At 62.3% G+C, this 15,341-nt stretch carries 11 protein-coding genes; 5 read left to right on the forward strand and 6 right to left on the reverse strand.

The features are described from left to right. Positions 1–84 precede the first annotated feature (84 nt). Entirely contained in the window at positions 85–312 is a 228-nt protein-coding gene (gene rpmE, locus B5526_RS13730) for a 50S ribosomal protein L31 (protein WP_079538748.1), read from the forward strand. A 201-nt stretch (positions 313–513) separates the two neighbouring features. Here the strand turns inward: rpmE and B5526_RS13735 are convergent, their stop codons facing one another. Together B5526_RS13735 and B5526_RS13740 are read right to left on the reverse strand one after the other, a co-directional pair. After that, the gene (locus B5526_RS13735; RefSeq protein WP_079538749.1) at positions 514–1,026 is read right to left on the reverse strand and encodes a DUF1465 family protein; all 513 of its coding nucleotides are present in this window, start codon (positions 1,024–1,026) and stop codon (positions 514–516) included. Between the two features lie 547 nt (positions 1,027–1,573). Further along, positions 1,574–1,765: a DUF1192 domain-containing protein gene (locus tag B5526_RS13740; protein WP_079538751.1), complete on the reverse strand. Its 192-nt coding sequence runs from the start codon at positions 1,763–1,765 to the stop codon at positions 1,574–1,576. A gap of 105 nt (positions 1,766–1,870) precedes the next feature. On the opposite strand from B5526_RS13740, the gene B5526_RS13745 reads away from it, so the two are divergent. Both B5526_RS13745 and B5526_RS13750 read left to right on the forward strand, forming a co-directional pair. Next, complete coding sequence (locus tag B5526_RS13745; protein WP_079538753.1) at positions 1,871–2,869, forward strand: NAD(P)H-quinone oxidoreductase; 999 nt, start codon at positions 1,871–1,873, stop codon at positions 2,867–2,869. 122 nt (positions 2,870–2,991) lie between these two features. Next, a complete protein-coding gene (locus B5526_RS13750; RefSeq protein ID WP_079538754.1) occupies positions 2,992–5,868 on the forward strand; it encodes an EAL domain-containing protein in 2,877 nt (958 codons plus the stop codon). 68 nt (positions 5,869–5,936) lie between these two features. On the opposite strand, the gene B5526_RS13755 is transcribed toward B5526_RS13750, so the two are convergent. After that, entirely contained in the window at positions 5,937–6,587 is a 651-nt protein-coding gene (locus tag B5526_RS13755) for an HAD family hydrolase (protein ID WP_079544981.1), read from the reverse strand. A gap of 186 nt (positions 6,588–6,773) precedes the next feature. Between B5526_RS13755 and B5526_RS13760 the strand changes: the two genes are divergently transcribed. Next, complete coding sequence (locus B5526_RS13760) at positions 6,774–8,024, forward strand: alkaline phosphatase family protein (protein WP_079538756.1); 1,251 nt, start codon at positions 6,774–6,776, stop codon at positions 8,022–8,024. A gap of 377 nt (positions 8,025–8,401) precedes the next feature. On the opposite strand, the gene B5526_RS13765 is transcribed toward B5526_RS13760, so the two are convergent. Beyond that, positions 8,402–9,379 carry an ABC transporter substrate-binding protein gene (locus tag B5526_RS13765; protein WP_079538758.1) on the reverse strand — a complete coding sequence of 326 codons (978 nt, stop codon included), beginning with the start codon at positions 9,377–9,379 and terminating at the stop codon, positions 8,402–8,404. Between the two features lie 215 nt (positions 9,380–9,594). Here B5526_RS13765 and B5526_RS13770 point away from each other — a divergent pair, with 215 nt between their 5' ends. After that, on the forward strand, positions 9,595–10,860 hold the full coding sequence (locus tag B5526_RS13770; protein ID WP_283807621.1) for a multidrug effflux MFS transporter: 1,266 nt from the start codon (positions 9,595–9,597) through the stop codon (positions 10,858–10,860). Between the two features lie 66 nt (positions 10,861–10,926). Here the strand turns inward: B5526_RS13770 and B5526_RS13775 are convergent, their stop codons facing one another. Next, on the reverse strand, positions 10,927–14,088 hold the full coding sequence (locus tag B5526_RS13775; protein ID WP_079538760.1) for an efflux RND transporter permease subunit: 3,162 nt from the start codon (positions 14,086–14,088) through the stop codon (positions 10,927–10,929). Continuing rightward, positions 14,085–15,323, reverse strand: coding sequence for an efflux RND transporter periplasmic adaptor subunit (locus tag B5526_RS13780; RefSeq protein WP_079544983.1), 1,239 nt, complete (start codon positions 15,321–15,323; stop codon positions 14,085–14,087). The genes B5526_RS13775 and B5526_RS13780 overlap by 4 nt, the downstream gene beginning before the upstream one ends. Positions 15,324–15,341 lie beyond the last annotated feature (18 nt).

Consider the following 15,341-nt stretch of genomic DNA (forward strand, 5'->3'; position numbering starts at 1 on the left):
GGCGGGCTTTAGGCGTTATAGAGCGGCCCAAATCCGTCCCCTTTTGCATCTCTAGGACAGGCGCGGCGCGCCGAAGGAATTGCCATGAAAGCCGAAATTCACCCGGATTATCATATGATTACGGTCGTCATGACCGACGGCACCGAGTACCAGACGCGCTCGACCTGGGGCAAGCCGGGCGACAAATTGAACCTCGATATCGACTCCAAGTCGCACCCAGCCTGGATCGGCGGCGCCCAGCAGATCCTCGACCGCGGCGGCCGCGTGTCGCGGTTCCAGAAGAAGTTTTCGGGCTTCCTCAAGAAGGATTGAGGCCGGTTAGGCCTTCGTTCGAGGCGAGATGCCAAAACGCCCTTGCTCGGTCAGGGGCGTTTTTGTTTTGGGAGCCGTCATTCCGGGATGGTGCGTTAGCACCAGACCTCAGATGCGCAATTGCGCATCGGGGAATCTCGAGATTCCGGGTTCGATGCTTCGCATCGCCCCGGAATGACGGTGATCGGATTGCAGAGAGCCTTACCGCTCGAACGCGGCCTTCAGGCGGTTGAGCTGCGGCACCAGCGGATTGCCGATCGCGGCGCGCTCAGTGGCCGGCGCGTGGATCGTGGTATCGAGACGGCGGACTTTTGACTGCAGCGCCATCGAGCGGGCGATCAGGTCCTGCAATTGCTGTGGCAGTTTTTCGATCATCTCGTCCGGACCGGGATCGGCGGCCGAGAGTTTGACCTTGGTCTTTTCGCGATTGGCCTGGGTCAGCGTCATCTCGCCTTCCTTGACCGCGCGGTGCAGCAACAACCATGACGCCAACTGCATCAGGCGCGTGGTCAGCCGCATGCTTTCGGTCGCGTAAGTCAGGCTGACGGAGCGGTCGAGCGCCTTGGCTTCAGCGCGGCCGGCGCCATCGAGATAGGCGGCGGTCTCCTCGACCAGGTCCATGCCCTGCCGGAACAGGCTGCCGAAGGCGGCGGAATTGGTGAGCCGTTCGTTGAATTGGACGAGAGCGGTTTCGCCTTGCGAACGATCCGACATGGTTAACGCCTCACACGACTGTTTACGTTACCGGGGTTAACACCGCACGGCTTATGATGAACAAATCATTGCTCGGCTTAAGGGGAGAGTCCAGCCGCAAGCGTTTTTATGGTTTCCGCGATGTGCGGTCATTCATCAAACCGCAATAAAAGGGTGCGGATTTGAGACAAGCGGCCGAAAATGCCGCGACGCCAAAAAAAGAGCCGCCGTTTCCGGCGGCTTTGAAGTTGATAACAGGGAGGCGTCAAACAGAGTGGACAGGAGCCACTCGGTGTCCAAACGAGGACACTGCAAGTCATAGGTGAGAAAGCTTAATCGATCGTAAACGCGCGATTTTATTTAAGCTTCGTTTGCCATGTCGGCCATTGGCCGAGTGGCTGCATCGAGCGCGGTGCGCCCCCTCTCCCGCGATTGCGGGGGAGGGCTGGGGGTGGGGGCTCTCTCCGCATTGGGATTCGCGGAGAGAGCCCCCACCCGCCTCGCTTGGCTCGGCACCCTCCCCCGCGAAGCGCGGGACAGGGAAGAAAGAGATCGCGCTTTAATCAGATCACGATTTGAAAAAACTGTTCGCCGCGTCCTTCGAGGCGCGTTTTTTCGTCATCGCAGCGTGCAGCCGCTCGATTTCAGACGTCATCAGCGCGATGCGCTCGGTGAGCTCCTCGACCGACAAGAGCGACAGGTCCTGCCCGATCTCATGGGTGACTTTTTTCCTTGGTCTGTCGTCGTCTTCGGTGGCCATGCGTTGTCCTCCGGATGCGAGGTTCCCTGAAGCGGTTGCAAGCCGCGGCGCGGCTGGCTAAGCAGGTGCCTCTTCAAATTATTAGGCTTTGGCCAAGGACACATCATGGAAAATCTGCCCGCGCAAATGACCGTGATCGGCATCAGCAAGCCGGGCGGCCCCGAGGTGCTGTTGCCCGAAACCCGCCCGGTGCCAAAACCCGGTCCGGGCGAAATCCTGATCAAGGTCGCGGCCGCCGGCGTCAACCGTCCCGACGTCGCGCAGCGCTCCGGCGTCTATCCGCCGCCGCCCGGCGCCAGCGACTTGCCTGGCCTTGAAGTCGCGGGCGAAGTCGTAGCCGTCGGTCCCGGCGCGGCCAAACACAAGGTCGGCGACAAGGTGATGTCGCTGGTCGCCGGCGGCGGCTACGCGCAATATGCCATCGCGCAGGATACCCAGGCGATGACGGTGCCGCCGTCGCTGTCGATGCTCGAGGCCGGCGCGATCCCCGAAACGCTGATGACGGTCTGGCACAATGTGTTCGAGCGTGGCGGACTGAAAGCAGGCGAGACCATCCTGATCCATGGCGGTTCCTCGGGCATCGGCACCATGGCGATCCAGCTCGCCAAGGCGTTCGGCGCAAAAGTGATCGTCACTGTCGGATCGAACGAAAAGGCCAGCGCTTGCCTCAAACTCGGCGCCGACCGCGCCATCAATTACAAGACCGAAGACTTTGTCACGGAGGTAAAGGCCGCGACCGACGGTGCCGGCGCCAATCTCATCCTCGACATGGTCGGTGGCGACTACATCGAGCGCAATTACCACGCGGCCACGGTCGAGGGCCGCATCGTCCAGATCGCGACGCTCGGCGGCGCCAAGGCGACGGTCAATTTTGCCCTGCTGATGGTGAAACGGCTGCACCACACCGGCTCGACGCTGCGCCCCCGTAGCAATACGGACAAGGCGGCGATGGTCGCGGCCATCGAGGCCAAGGTGATGCCACTGCTGCGCGAGGGGCGCATAAAACCCCTGATGGACAGCACATTCCCGCTGGAAAAGGCCGCCGACGCCCACCGGCGCATCGACACCAGCGAACATATTGGCAAAATTGTGTTGGCCGTTTAACGCTCGCGAGCGACGCGTGACCGGAAACCCTTTGATTTTCCTCGCATTCATGTCATTTATCCGAGAATGCCGGGCGGGCCGCTTTCCGCGCGGAAGCATCATGTGATCGCGGAGAACTGACATTGCGTCTGATCAGGTGCCTTGCGCCCCTCGCGCTGGGCCTCATGATTTTTGCCGCGGCACCGCCGGCGCGCGCCATCGACGCCGTCAGCGTCCGCGGTGACGCGCCCGCGATCGACCTCACCGCGGTGCTCGACCATCAGCACAGCGACACCGACCGCATCCAGGTCTCGACAGCTCCCGGCACCGACGGCATCGTCCGCCGCATCGAGGTGCGCGCCCGCGAGGGCGGCCAGAACTGGGTGGTGTTCGCGCTTGCGAACAATACCGACGACCAGCTCGACCGCCTGATCGTGGCGCCGCATTACCGCATCGTCTCCTCGGGATTGTTGTGGCCCGATCTCGGACTGTCGCGCATCGCCACCATTACGCCGTCAACCGGCGACCGTCCCGAACGCCAGGAAAGCCCGACCGCGGACATCTTCCGCATCACGCTCGACCCCGGCTCGGTCATCACCTTCGTTGCGGAATTGCGCACCGATAAATTGCCGCAGCTCTATCTCTGGGAGCCCGACGCCTACAAGGACAAGGTCAACTCGTTCACGCTCTACCAGGGCATCGTGATCGGCATTTCCGGCCTGCTGGCGCTGGTGTTAACCATCCTGTTCGTGGTCAAGGGCAGCATCATGTTCCCGGCCGCAGCAGCCCTTGCCTGGGCGGTGCTGGTCTATATCGGCGTTGATTTCGGCTTCTGGGGCAAAGTGCTCGACATGTCGAATAATGCCGAGCGGGTCTGGCGCGCCGCCGGCGAAGCGATTCTGGCCGCGACGCTTTTGGTGTTTCTGTTCGCCTATCTCAATCTCAGCCGCTGGCATGTGCGCTATTCCCATATCACCGTCGGCTGGCTCTTCTTTCTCGGCTCGCTGGTGGCGCTGGCGCTGTTCGATCCGGCGGTCGCCTCCGGCATCGCGCGAATGTCGCTGGTGTTGATCGCGTTCGCGGGCTTTGCGCTGATCGTTTATCTGTCGACCCACGGTTTCGATCGCGCCGTGCTCTTGATCCCGACCTGGTTCCTGCTGGTGGTCTGGGTGATCGCCGCCGGCATGACGGTCGCGGGCAGCGTCACCAACGACATCGTCGGCCCGGCGCTGCTCGGCGGCCTGGTGCTGATCGTGATGCTGATCGGGTTCACGGTGATGCAGCACGCGTTCGCCGGCGGCGGCGCCACCACCGGCGTCGTCTCCGACGTCGAGCGGCGGGCGCTGGCGCTGACCGGCTCGGGCGACCTGATCTGGGACTGGGACGTCTCGGCCGACAAGGTCTTCACCAGCCCCGAAACCGAGGCTCTGCTCGGCTTGAAGCGCGGCACGCTGGAAGGTCCGGCGGCAAAATGGCTCGAGGTGCTGCATCCGCTCGACCAGGATCGTTTCCGCGCCGCGCTCGACAGCGTGCTCGACCAGCGCCGCGGACGCCTGGTGCAGGATTTTCGGCTGCGCACGCCCGACGGTCACTTCATGTGGTTCGCGCTCAAAGCCCGTCCGGTGGTCGGCTCCGACGGCGAAGTTTCGCGCGTGGTCGGCACGCTGACGGATGTCACCGAAGCGAAAAATGCCGAGGAGCGCATGCTGCACGACAGCGTGCACGACAATCTCACCGGCCTGCCGAACCGCAAATTGTTCATCGACCGCTTAGGGGCGGTCGCCAATTTCGCCAAAACCATGCCGAACCTGCGGCCGACGCTGATGGTGATCGATCTCGACCGTTTCAAGCAGGTCAATGATTCCGTCGGCATCGCTGTCGGCGATTCCATCCTGCTGACATTGGCGCGGCGATTGACCCGCATCCTCAAACCACAGGACACTTTGGCACGGCTCGCCGGCGACCAGTTCGGCCTGATCCTGATGTCGGAACAGGAACCGTCGCGCATCACGGCGTTTGCCGAAACCATCCGCAAAACCATCCGCGCCCCGATCGCCTTCAACGACCGCGAGATTTTTCTCACGGCCTCGATTGGGCTCGCGCTGTCCGATCCGCAGACGCAGCTCTCCGACGAGATCATCAAGGATGCGGAGCTTGCGATGTATCACTCCAAGCGCATCGGCGGCGACCGTATCGACGTCTACAAGCCGGCGATGCGCGCGCGCAAAACCGACCGGCTGACCCTGGAAAGTGAACTGCGCCGCGCCATCGAGCGCGAGGAAATCACCATTTTGTACCAGCCGATCGTGCGACTGGAAGACCGCTCCATCGCCGGCTTCGAGGCGCTGGCGCGCTGGGATCACCCAAAACTCGGGCGCATGTCGCCGGTGGAATTCATCTCGATCGCCGAGGAGATCGGCCTGATCGTCGACCTCGGCATGTTCGTGCTGGACCAGACCGCAAGGCAGCTCGCGGTCTGGCAGCGCGCGATGCGTTCGCGCGAGCCGATCTTTGCCAGCGTCAACGTCTCCTCGCGGCAATTGCTGCGGCACGATTTGATCCACGACATCCGCACCGTGCTGTCGCGCTCCTCGGTGGCGCGCGGCACGCTGAAACTGGAACTGACGGAATCGCTGGTCATGGAGAACCCCGAGCACGCCGCGCAGATGCTGACCCGCATCCGCGAGCTCGGCACGGGTTTATCGCTGGACGATTTCGGCACCGGCCATTCCTCGCTCGCCTATCTGCAGCGCTTCCCGTTCGACACCATCAAGATCGACCAATCCTTTGTCCGCACCACCAGCCGCGGCACCCGCCCGGTGATCCTGAAATCGATCATCGCGCTCGCCCACGACCTCGGCATGGACGTGGTTGCCGAAGGCGCCGAGACCGATTCGGATGCGGTCGAGCTCTATCAGCTTGGCTGCGAATACGCGCAAGGGTTTGCGTTCGGCGAGCCGATGGATGCCGATGCCGCGATGCGGCTGTTGACCGAAGTGCGGCTGGAAGCGGCGAGCTAGCCCTCCCCCGTCGTCCCGGCGAAGGCCGGGGCCGGATCACCAACGATGCATATTGATGCTCTCGCAGGTCAATCCCGGCCTTTCAAGCGATCCAGCAAAGTCCGCAAATCCTGCGGCGTCGCGCAGAGATGTTGCGCACCGGCACCGCGCAGTTCGGCTTCCGATCCATAGCCATAGAGAACGCCGACGGATGTCATCTGGTTGTGGCGCGCGCCGATCATGTCGAAACTCCGGTCACCGACCATCACAGCGCGGCGTCCGTCCAGCCCGCTTTGCTCGAGTGCGTATTTAAGGAGCTCGGTTTTTTCGGCGTAGGCGCCATCGAGCCCGCTGCCGAAGACCCGTTCGAAATATGACGTCATGCCAAAATGGGCGATGATGCGTTCGGCGAATATGGCGGGCTTGCTGGTGGCCACGAACAGCCGCGGACCGCCAACGAGCGCGGCGAGCAAATCCGGGATGCCGTAATAGACGCTGTTCTCGTAAATCCCGATCTCGGAAAACCGCTCGCGATAGAGCGCAACCGCCCGCTCCGCCAAAGCCTCCCTGCCGAGCATGGTCCTGAAACTTTTGAGCAAGGGCGGCCCAATGCACCACAGCAAATCCTGCTCCTCTGGGACGGGATGATCGAGCGCAGCCAGCGCATACTGGATCGACCGCGTGATTCCGATCCTGGGATCGGTCAGTGTGCCGTCAAGGTCGAAAAAGATCGCGTCCATCATCCACTCAAACCAGGGCGTGCTGACACAAGGACGCGTTCGATCTTTTCAAGAGCCTGCCTGCCCGGGTTCGGTTCATGCCCCCGTCGCGCACTTGTAATACTAGGTCGCTAGCACGATATCCCGGCGCGGTTCGCCAATGTGACCCGTGCAAATCGAATTGTCATCAGCTTTTGGGGGTCATCCATGTTCGACTTCGCCAAATGGCCGCTCGCCACGGCCATGCTCATAGGAACGCTCGCGGCTGCACCGTCGGCGATGGCGCGCGACGGTGATCACGGCGATCGAGACGGCCGGATCGGCCATGTCTTTGTCATTGTACTCGAGAACGAAGGCTTTGACGTCACCTTTGGACCCAATTCGCCCGCGCCCTTCCTGTCGAAGACCCTGCCGAGCCAGGGCGTCATGCTCAACAATTATTTCGGCACCGGGCATGTGAGCCTCGACAATTACATCGCGATGATCAGCGGCCAGGCGGCGACGCCGCAGACCCGCAACGACTGCGGCGTATATCAGGATTTCGCGCTCACCGGGATCACTCTGGACGGTCAAGCGATCGGCACCGGTTGCGTCTACCCCGCCGTCATCAGGACGCTTCCCGATCAGCTCAAAGCAGCCGGCAAGACCTGGCGTGGTTACATGGAGGACATGGGCAACGATCCGGCTCGCGAGCAGGCAACCTGCGGCCAGCCCCTTGCCCTTGGCAAAGTAGCCCTCAACCAAGGCGATGATACGCAAGCGGCCGAGGCGGCGGATCAGTACGCCGCGCGCCACAATCCTTTCGTCTACTTCCACTCGCTCATCGATAGCGGCGCTTGCGCCAACAACGTGGTCAACTTCAATCGTTTGGCGCAGGACCTGGCCTACGAGTCGACGACGCCGAATTTCGCGTTCATCACGCCCAATCTCTGCCATGACGGCCATGATGCGAAATGCAAGAACGGAGAGACCGGCGGCCTCGCCGGGGCCGATGCCTTCCTGCAGAAAACTGTCCCGATGATCTTGAACTCGCCCGCCTACAAGGAGGACGGGTTATTGATCATCAACTTCGACGAGGCTAGCCTCGACGCAGCGCCGGGTGGAAAGGGCAACTTCGTCATCAGTGCAGCGGGCGAGACCTGCTGCGGTCAGCAACCCGGACCCAACATCGGGCCCTTCCCGCAGACCACAACTCCGTTCCCCAATGTGATATTCAGCTTCCAAAGCTTCGGTGGCGATCGCACGGGCGCCGTGCTGCTATCGCCGTTCCTGAAGCCCGGAATCGTGTCCAACGTCCCCTACAACCACTATTCCATGCTGAAGACGGTAGAGGACATTTTCAGGCTCGATCATCTCGGCTACGCCGGCCAGCCCGGACTGCAAGGGTTCTTCGGCTGCGCCAACTCGGACATTCCCACCCGCGCGGACGATCAATTCGGCCGGTGTGAGCGAGACTGATCTCTCTCTATCTGTGTCGATCTGTCGGCGGCCCTTGACGGCTTGTTCGTCGGGGGCCGCTTTCTTTTCGCACTTGGCCAAAGCTTCGCTACTGAGCATGGTCCTGAAACTTGCCTTCAAGGGCGGCCCGATGCACCACAGCAGATCCTGCTCCGCCGGGACGGGATGATCGAGCGCACCCAGCGCATATTGGATCGACCGGGTGATTCCGATTTTCGGATCGGTCAGCGTGTCGTCGAGGTCGAGAACCTTGCAAAGTCCCTTCTGTACATGCGCTTTCCAAAGGATCGCCCAAGCAGCCGTCGTGCATCACTTAGAGATTGATCCTGTCGCAAAAACAAAATCGGCAGCATGCGCCGTTGTTCCTCCGATCCAACTCATTCGATTACCTCGTCGGCACGGGTTAGGAGGAAAGGTGGAATCTTGAGGTCTATGGCCTTTGCTGTCTTCAGGTTGATAACGAACTCGAACCTCGTCGGTTGCTCGACGGGTAAATCAGCTGGCTTCTCGCCTTTCAAAATCCTATCGACCAAATCTGCGGCGCGGCGATATCGCTCAGGTAAGCGGTCGCCATAAGACATTAGACCGCCTTCGGTGACCCATTCTTTGCCAACAAACATGCTTGGCAAACGGTTCTTCAATGTGAACGCAATGATCTCCTTGCGGTATTCCAACGTCAGGGCGTCTTGTAATACGAGCAGTACTTCTGGCGGGTCCTTAGTCATGGCGTCGAAAGCGCGCTCAAAATCCTTAGGCTCTCGCACTTCCTGGGAACTTAGGATAACGCCTAGCGCGCGAGCAGCGTTTTCCGACTCCTTCCAAGCCAAAGAATTAGCCGGATTGGCTGAATTCCAGAGAAGCGCTGCTTTTGTTAGTGCCGGCACGACCTCCTTGAGAACCTCCAGCCGCTTGGCGCTCATTTCCGCGTTAAGGACGGACAGCCCTGTCAAGTTTCCGCCGGGATGAGCCAAGCTGGCGACCAGACCCGTTCCTACGGGATCAATTGCGGCTGGGTGGACAATAGGGATGGTTGAGGTTGCCTTTTTGGCGGCCAGGCCAGCCGGCGTGGTAACGACCACGATGAGGTCCACTTTCAGCCGGACCATTTCATTCGCAAATTCCTGAAATCGTTCGGCCTGTCCTTCCGCATACCGCCGCTCAACAATGAGGTTGCGACCTTCCTTGTATCCTAGCTCTTCAAGTCCCCGAAACAATGGATCGTAAAACGTCTCGTATCTGTGGGCGAGAAATCCAATCCGCCAAACCTTCGCGGATTGCTGTGCGACGACCATAGTTGGCCAAGCCGCCGCCGCCCCCAGGCCTCCTATCAACTTTGCGAATTCCCTCCTGTGCATGCTCCCCTCCCAACGGACCACGCTGCGCGCGATAGCATATCACTTGGTGGCGGCGCGGATTTGCGCCTGTTTTCGCTGCGGCACGGCGTCCGCAGGAAGCGACCCTCCAGCAACGGCCAAAGCCGCCGACCTGCCATCCCAAATCATGGGTTGTGCAGCGCAGCAAAGGCGATAAAACTCCTTCAAATTCAATGGTAAATACGGAAGTTCAGCACGTGGTTGACGTCAACGCCGACGCCCCGATCGAGGTCACCGGCGAGGTACCTAAACACTACCCGATGGGGTTCGCCGAGTTTGTCGTGGTGATCGCCGCGATCATGGCGCTGAATCCCCTCGCAATGGACATGATGCTGCCGGCGCTGCCGAACATCGCCTCGAGCTTCCATATCGACGCGGCGAACCGGCTGCAGATGGTGTTGTCTTCATTCATGATCGGCTTCGGCGTCGGCCAATTCCTGATCGGACCGCTGTCCGATAGTTTTGGGCGCCGTCCCGTCCTGCTCGGCGGCATGGTGCTCTACGCGATCGCGAGCGTGCTTGCGATCGCGGCGCCATCGTTCGAGATGTTGTTGCTGGCGCGCGCGCTGGAGGGTCTTGGCACATCGGCCACCCGCGTCATCGCGACCTCGATCGTCCGCGACTGCTACGCCGGCCGCCGCATGGCGAGCGTGGTGTCGCTGGCGATGATGGTCTTCATCGCCGTGCCCGTGGTGGCGCCGTCCTTCGGTCAGGCCGTGATGCTGATGGTGCATTGGCGCGGCATCTTCGCGGTGCTGATGGCGTACGGCATCGTGGCGCTGCTCTGGAGTCTGTTTCGGTTGCCCGAGACGCTGCCGGCGTCGGAACGGAAGGCCTTTGCGATCCCCCAGGTGCTGGACGCCTATCGACAAACCCTGACCAATCGCCAGACCCTGGGCTATGCGCTGGCGGCCGGTGGCGTCCAGGGCGCGCTGTTCGGGTTCGTTTTCTGTTCGCAGCAGGTGTTCACCGGCATCTACCAGCTCGGGCCCTATTTCCCGCTCGCCTTCGCCGCCATTGCGGTGGGGGTCGCCGTTGCCGGCTTTCTGAACGCGCGGCTTGTCGGCCGTATCGGCATGCGCGTGATGTCGCACAGCGCGCTGGTCGGCTTCGTCGTCGTCGCGGCGATCATGTACGTCGCGGCAAAACTCCAGATCCTGCCCTTGCCGCTGTTCATGGCGCTGGCGGCGTTGATGATGTTTTCGTTCGGGCTGATGATCGCGAATTTCACGGCGCTCGCGATGGAGCCGCAAGGCCATATCGCAGGCACCGCTTCGTCGCTGTACGGTTCGATCACCACTCTTCTGGGCATCGGGATCGGCGCGGTCATCGGTCAGGATTATAACGGCACGCTGGTGCCGTTTGCGACCGGCTTTCTGCTTTGTACGCTGGCTACCCTTGCGGTGGTCGCCATCACGGAAAAGGGCCGCCTGTTCCGGCCGCACCACCACCCGATCGCGTAATCGCGTTCGCCCGCCAACTCAGGAGACAGGTCGTCGCAATTGCACGGAGGTTGCGGCTCGGTGCCGTCACACGCCCGTCGGCAGGCTGTCCGGCGGGTGCGGCTCTTTGCTGGAGCGACCAAAACGCTTCGATGCGTGTTCACGCAACTTCTGGAATGTCACGTACAGCATCGGCACCATAAAGATCCCGATCGAGCTCGCGGCAAGCATCCCGCCAAACACCGCGGTACCGACGGCCCGGCGGCTGAGCTCGGCGGCGCCGGTGGCAATGACCAGCGGCAGCAGGCCGAGAATGAAGGCGATCGAGGTCATCATCACGGCGCGAAACCGCATCCGCGCACCCAAAATCGCGGCATCCTCGATCGCAGCGCCGCTCTCGCGCTGCTCCTTGGCGAATTCGACGATCAGGATGCCGTTCTTGGCGGCCAAAGCGATCAGCACCACGAGCCCGATCTGGCCATAGAGATCGAGATTAAGGCCCGCAAGCTTGATGCCCAGATACGATCCGAGCACGCCGACCACGACCGACAGCAGCACGGGAACAGGGATCATCCAGCTTTCATACAGCCCAACCAGGAACAGATAGGCGAACAGCACCGCCAAAGCGAGGATGATGCCGGTCTGGCCGGAGGCCTGCTGCTCCTGATAGGCGGTGCCGGTCCATTCGAAACTGTAGCCCGCCGGCAGTGTTGCACTGGAAATCTGTGTCATCGCAGCGAGCGCCGTCCCCGACGAGACGCCCGGCGCCGGGCTGCCGTTCACGGTGACCGAGCGGTAATTGTTGTAGCGGGTGATGACCTGAGGCCCGGTCACGATCCTGGCGCTTGCGATGGAGCGGATCGGCACCATCTGGGCGGCGCTGTTGCGCACATAGATTCGCCAGATGTCCGAGATGTCGCTGCGGTCGGACGCCTCGCCCTGGACGTTGACCTGCCAGGTGCGGCCGTAGAGATTGAAGTTGTTGACGTAGACGCCGCCGAGCGTCGCCTGCAGCGCGGTGAATATGTCGCTGATGTTCAGCCCAAGCGCCTGAGCCTTGGCGCGATCGATGTCGAGATAGACCGACGGATTGGTCGCCGTGAAGGTCGTGAACACGCGCGCCAGCCGCGGGTCGCGGTTGGCGGCACCGATCAGTCCGCTGGCGACACTGCCCATCGTTACCGGATCCTGCCCCTCCAGCGCTTCGAGCTGGTACTCAAAACCGCCGCTGGTCGAAAGTCCGATGATCGGCGGCAGGTTGAACGGCAGCACGTTGGCCTGGCGGATCTGCGAGCCCAAGGCGAAGGTACGGCCGATCAGCGCCTGCGCCGAATCCGCCGCCGACTTGCGCTCGGCGAACGGCTTCAACCGCGCCACCATGAAGGCGTTGTTCGGCTCGGACGCGCCATCGAGCAGCGAAAAGCCGATGATCGAAAGCGTATGCTCGACAGCAGGCATCTGCTGGAGCAGGGCTTCAACCTGTTTGGTCACTTCGCTGGTGCGCGCCACCGACGCGCCGTCGGGCAATTGCACCGAGATGAAGAAGGCGCCCTGATCTTCTTCCGGCAAAAACCCGGTCGGGGTCAAAAGCGAGATACCGAACGTGCCGCCCGCGAACACCAGGACAAGCATGAGCGACAGCGTCGCGATACGAACCAGCCGGCGAACCAGGCTGGCATAGCGGTCGCGGACCCAATCGATGCCGCCGAGCACCCTGCCCATGATGCCGCGCCGCGGCCCGGTGTGGCGCAGGAACACCGCGCACAGTGCAGGCGACAAGGTCAACGCGTTCAAGGCCGAGATCACCATCGCCGCGCTGATCGTCACGGCGAACTGGCGGAACAGCGTTCCGGAGATTCCAGGGATAAAGGCAACCGGCACGAACACCGATAACAGCACCAGCGTGATCGCGATGATCGGCGCGGTGATCTGGGTCATGGCCTTCTTGGTGGCATCGGCCGGCGAAAGCTCCGGCTCCTCCTCCATCACGCGCTCGACGTTTTCGACCACCACAATGGCGTCATCGACCACGATTCCGATGGCGAGCACCATCGCCAGCAGCGACACGGTGTTGGCCGAATAGCCGAGCACCAGCAGCACCGCGAAGGCGCCGATCAGACTGACCGGAGCAGCGATCGCCGGGACCACGGTGGCGCGCAGATTGCCGAGGAACAGAAACACCACGATCACCACGAGGACGAAGGCCTCGCCGATCGTCTTCAGCACTTCCTTGATGGTGTCGTTCACGAAAGTCGTGGAATCATATTGCACTAGATAGCTCAGGCCCGCCGGGAACCGCCCCGACAATTTTTGCAGCGTCGCCTGCACCGCCGTCGCCGTCCGCACGGCATTGGCGCCGGGCGCGAGATAAATGCCGATCGGCACCCCGGGGCGGCCGTCGATGCGCGACTCGCTGTCGAGATTCTGTGCGCCGATCTCGACCCGGGCGACATCGCGGACCCGCAACATCGAACCATCGGGATTTGCCCGCAACACGATATTCCCGAACTGCTCCGCGGTGGCCAGTCTGCCTTGCGTCTGCACGTTGAACTGGAACTGTTGTTCGTCGGAGATCGGCCGGGCGCCGATGCGGCCAACCGGCGCCTGCACGCTCTGGGCGCGGATCGCGGCGATGACATCGGAGGGCGCCAGATTGAGGCTGGTGAGCCGCTGCGAATCGAACCAGATCCGCATCGAATAGTTCATTTTCGCGAACAGGCTGGCCTGCCCGACCCCCGGCGTGCGGGAAATCGCGTCGAGCACGTTGATGATGGCATAGTTGGTGATGAACACCGGATCCTGCTCGCCATTCGCACTGTAAAGCACGATGAATTGCAGCACGGCCGAAGACTTTTTCTGCACCACCAGGCCCTGCTGCTGGACTTCGACGGGCAGCTGCGACAGCGCGCTCTGAACGCGGTTGTTGACGTTGACGGTATTGATGTCGGGATCGGTGCCAAGCGCGAACGAAACCGTGAGCGTGTAGCTGCCGTCATTGCCGCTGGTCGATTTCATGTATAGCGAGCGGTCGACGCCGACCACCTGGGCCTCGAGCGGTTGCGCGACGCTGCTCTCGACCACTTCCGCGGAGGCTCCCGGAAATACGCCGGTCACCGTAACCTGCGGCGGCACGATGTCAGGAAATTGCGCCACCGGAATCTGCAGCAACGCGAGCGCGCCGGCGATGGTGATGACGAACGCAATCACGATCGCGAGACGCGGACGGTCGACGAAAACCGCGGAAATCATTTGCTGTCACCCGCCGGTTTGGCCGCGGCGCCGCTATCGGCTTGCGCGGGATCGCCGCTCGCGACGACCTTCATGATGGCCTGGATCTGCGGGCTCGCCGGCCCGGGTGAGACGGGTTGGCCGGGACGTACCCGTTGCAGGCCCTCGACGATCACCTTGTCGCCCGGCGAGAGTCCGCTGATCACCGCAGCCATGGTCGGGGTCGACTGCCCAAGCTGGATCCGGCGCTGCTCGGCCTTGTTGTCCGGCCCGACGACGAAGACATAATCGCCTTGCTGATCGGACAGCACGGCGGCGCGCGGGACAGCCAGCACCTCGACCGGCTGCACACCCTCCAGCAAGACCGTGACGAATTCGCCGTCGGTAAGCTCGCGTACCGGGCCGCCGATCGGGGAAGCATTAGGCAGTGTCGTATTGGGGATCGCGCCGCGTACCGTGACAGTATCGGTGCTCTGGGCGACGGTGTTGTCGACGAAGTTCAATTTTCCGGTCTGATCATAAAGGCGGCCGTCCGGCAGGCGCAGCTTGATCACCACCGCGTTAAGTCCGCCGCGCGGCCCATAGCGGTCGCGCAGCTCCAGCCCCTGGCGCACCGAAACCGGGAAGGTGACGTACATCGGGTCCTGGCTGACGATGGTCGTCAGCACGCCCGACGCCGGGCTGACCACATTCCCCTCGGTCACCGCGGTGCGCCCGATCTTGCCATCGATCGGCGAGCGGATGTCGGTGTAGTCGAGGTTGATCTGGGAAGCTTGCACCTGGGCCTGGGCGCCCTGTACCTGGGCCTCCAGGCTGCGCTGGTTGGCGAGCGCGGCGTCATAGGTCGATTGTTGTCCGGCGGGCCCGCTGAGCAGGATACGCGCCCGTTCGGTGGTCAATTTTGCGTTTTCCAGCGTCGCCAGCAACTGCGCGACCTGCGCCTTCTTCGAGTCGAGATCGGCCTGGAACGGACCGCGCTCGAGCTGATAGAGTTCATCTCCCGTCTTGACCTCGGCGCCTTCGGTGAACAGCCGTTTTTCCAGAAACGCGGTGACGCGCGCGACCACGCTGACCCGACTGACCGCCTCTATCCTTCCAAGAAATTCGCTGGTTTCGGTGATCGGTCGCCTGGTCGCTTCAACGACGCCGACCGCCGGGGGTGCGCTTGCGGCAGGCTGCGCCCTGCTCGCCGCGGCTGCTGCCATTGCGAGGGCGCCTGCGGTCACCAGGCCGATAGCTACTCTAGCAAGGTGCATCTCGCGCGCCCTCACCAC

This window comes from Bradyrhizobium lablabi (assembly GCF_900141755.1).
GTDB classification, from domain to species: Bacteria; Pseudomonadota; Alphaproteobacteria; order Rhizobiales; family Xanthobacteraceae; genus Bradyrhizobium; species Bradyrhizobium lablabi_A.

Bases quoted from the DNA above. Each gene is read 5' to 3' on its own strand.
- rpmE (WP_079538748.1), top strand. From the start codon at position 85: ATGAAAGCCGAAATTCACCCGGATTATCATATGATTACGGTCGTCATG.
- B5526_RS13735 (WP_079538749.1), bottom strand. From the start codon at position 1,026: ATGTCGGATCGTTCGCAAGGCGAAACCGCTCTCGTCCAATTCAACGAA.
- B5526_RS13740 (WP_079538751.1), bottom strand. From the start codon at position 1,765: ATGGCCACCGAAGACGACGACAGACCAAGGAAAAAAGTCACCCATGAG.
- B5526_RS13745 (WP_079538753.1), top strand. From the start codon at position 1,871: ATGGAAAATCTGCCCGCGCAAATGACCGTGATCGGCATCAGCAAGCCG.
- B5526_RS13755 (WP_079544981.1), bottom strand. From the start codon at position 6,587: ATGGACGCGATCTTTTTCGACCTTGACGGCACACTGACCGATCCCAGG.
- B5526_RS13760 (WP_079538756.1), top strand. From the start codon at position 6,774: ATGTTCGACTTCGCCAAATGGCCGCTCGCCACGGCCATGCTCATAGGA.
- B5526_RS13765 (WP_079538758.1), bottom strand. From the start codon at position 9,379: ATGCACAGGAGGGAATTCGCAAAGTTGATAGGAGGCCTGGGGGCGGCG.
- B5526_RS13775 (WP_079538760.1), bottom strand. From the start codon at position 14,088: ATGATTTCCGCGGTTTTCGTCGACCGTCCGCGTCTCGCGATCGTGATT.
- B5526_RS13780 (WP_079544983.1), bottom strand. From the start codon at position 15,323: ATGCACCTTGCTAGAGTAGCTATCGGCCTGGTGACCGCAGGCGCCCTC.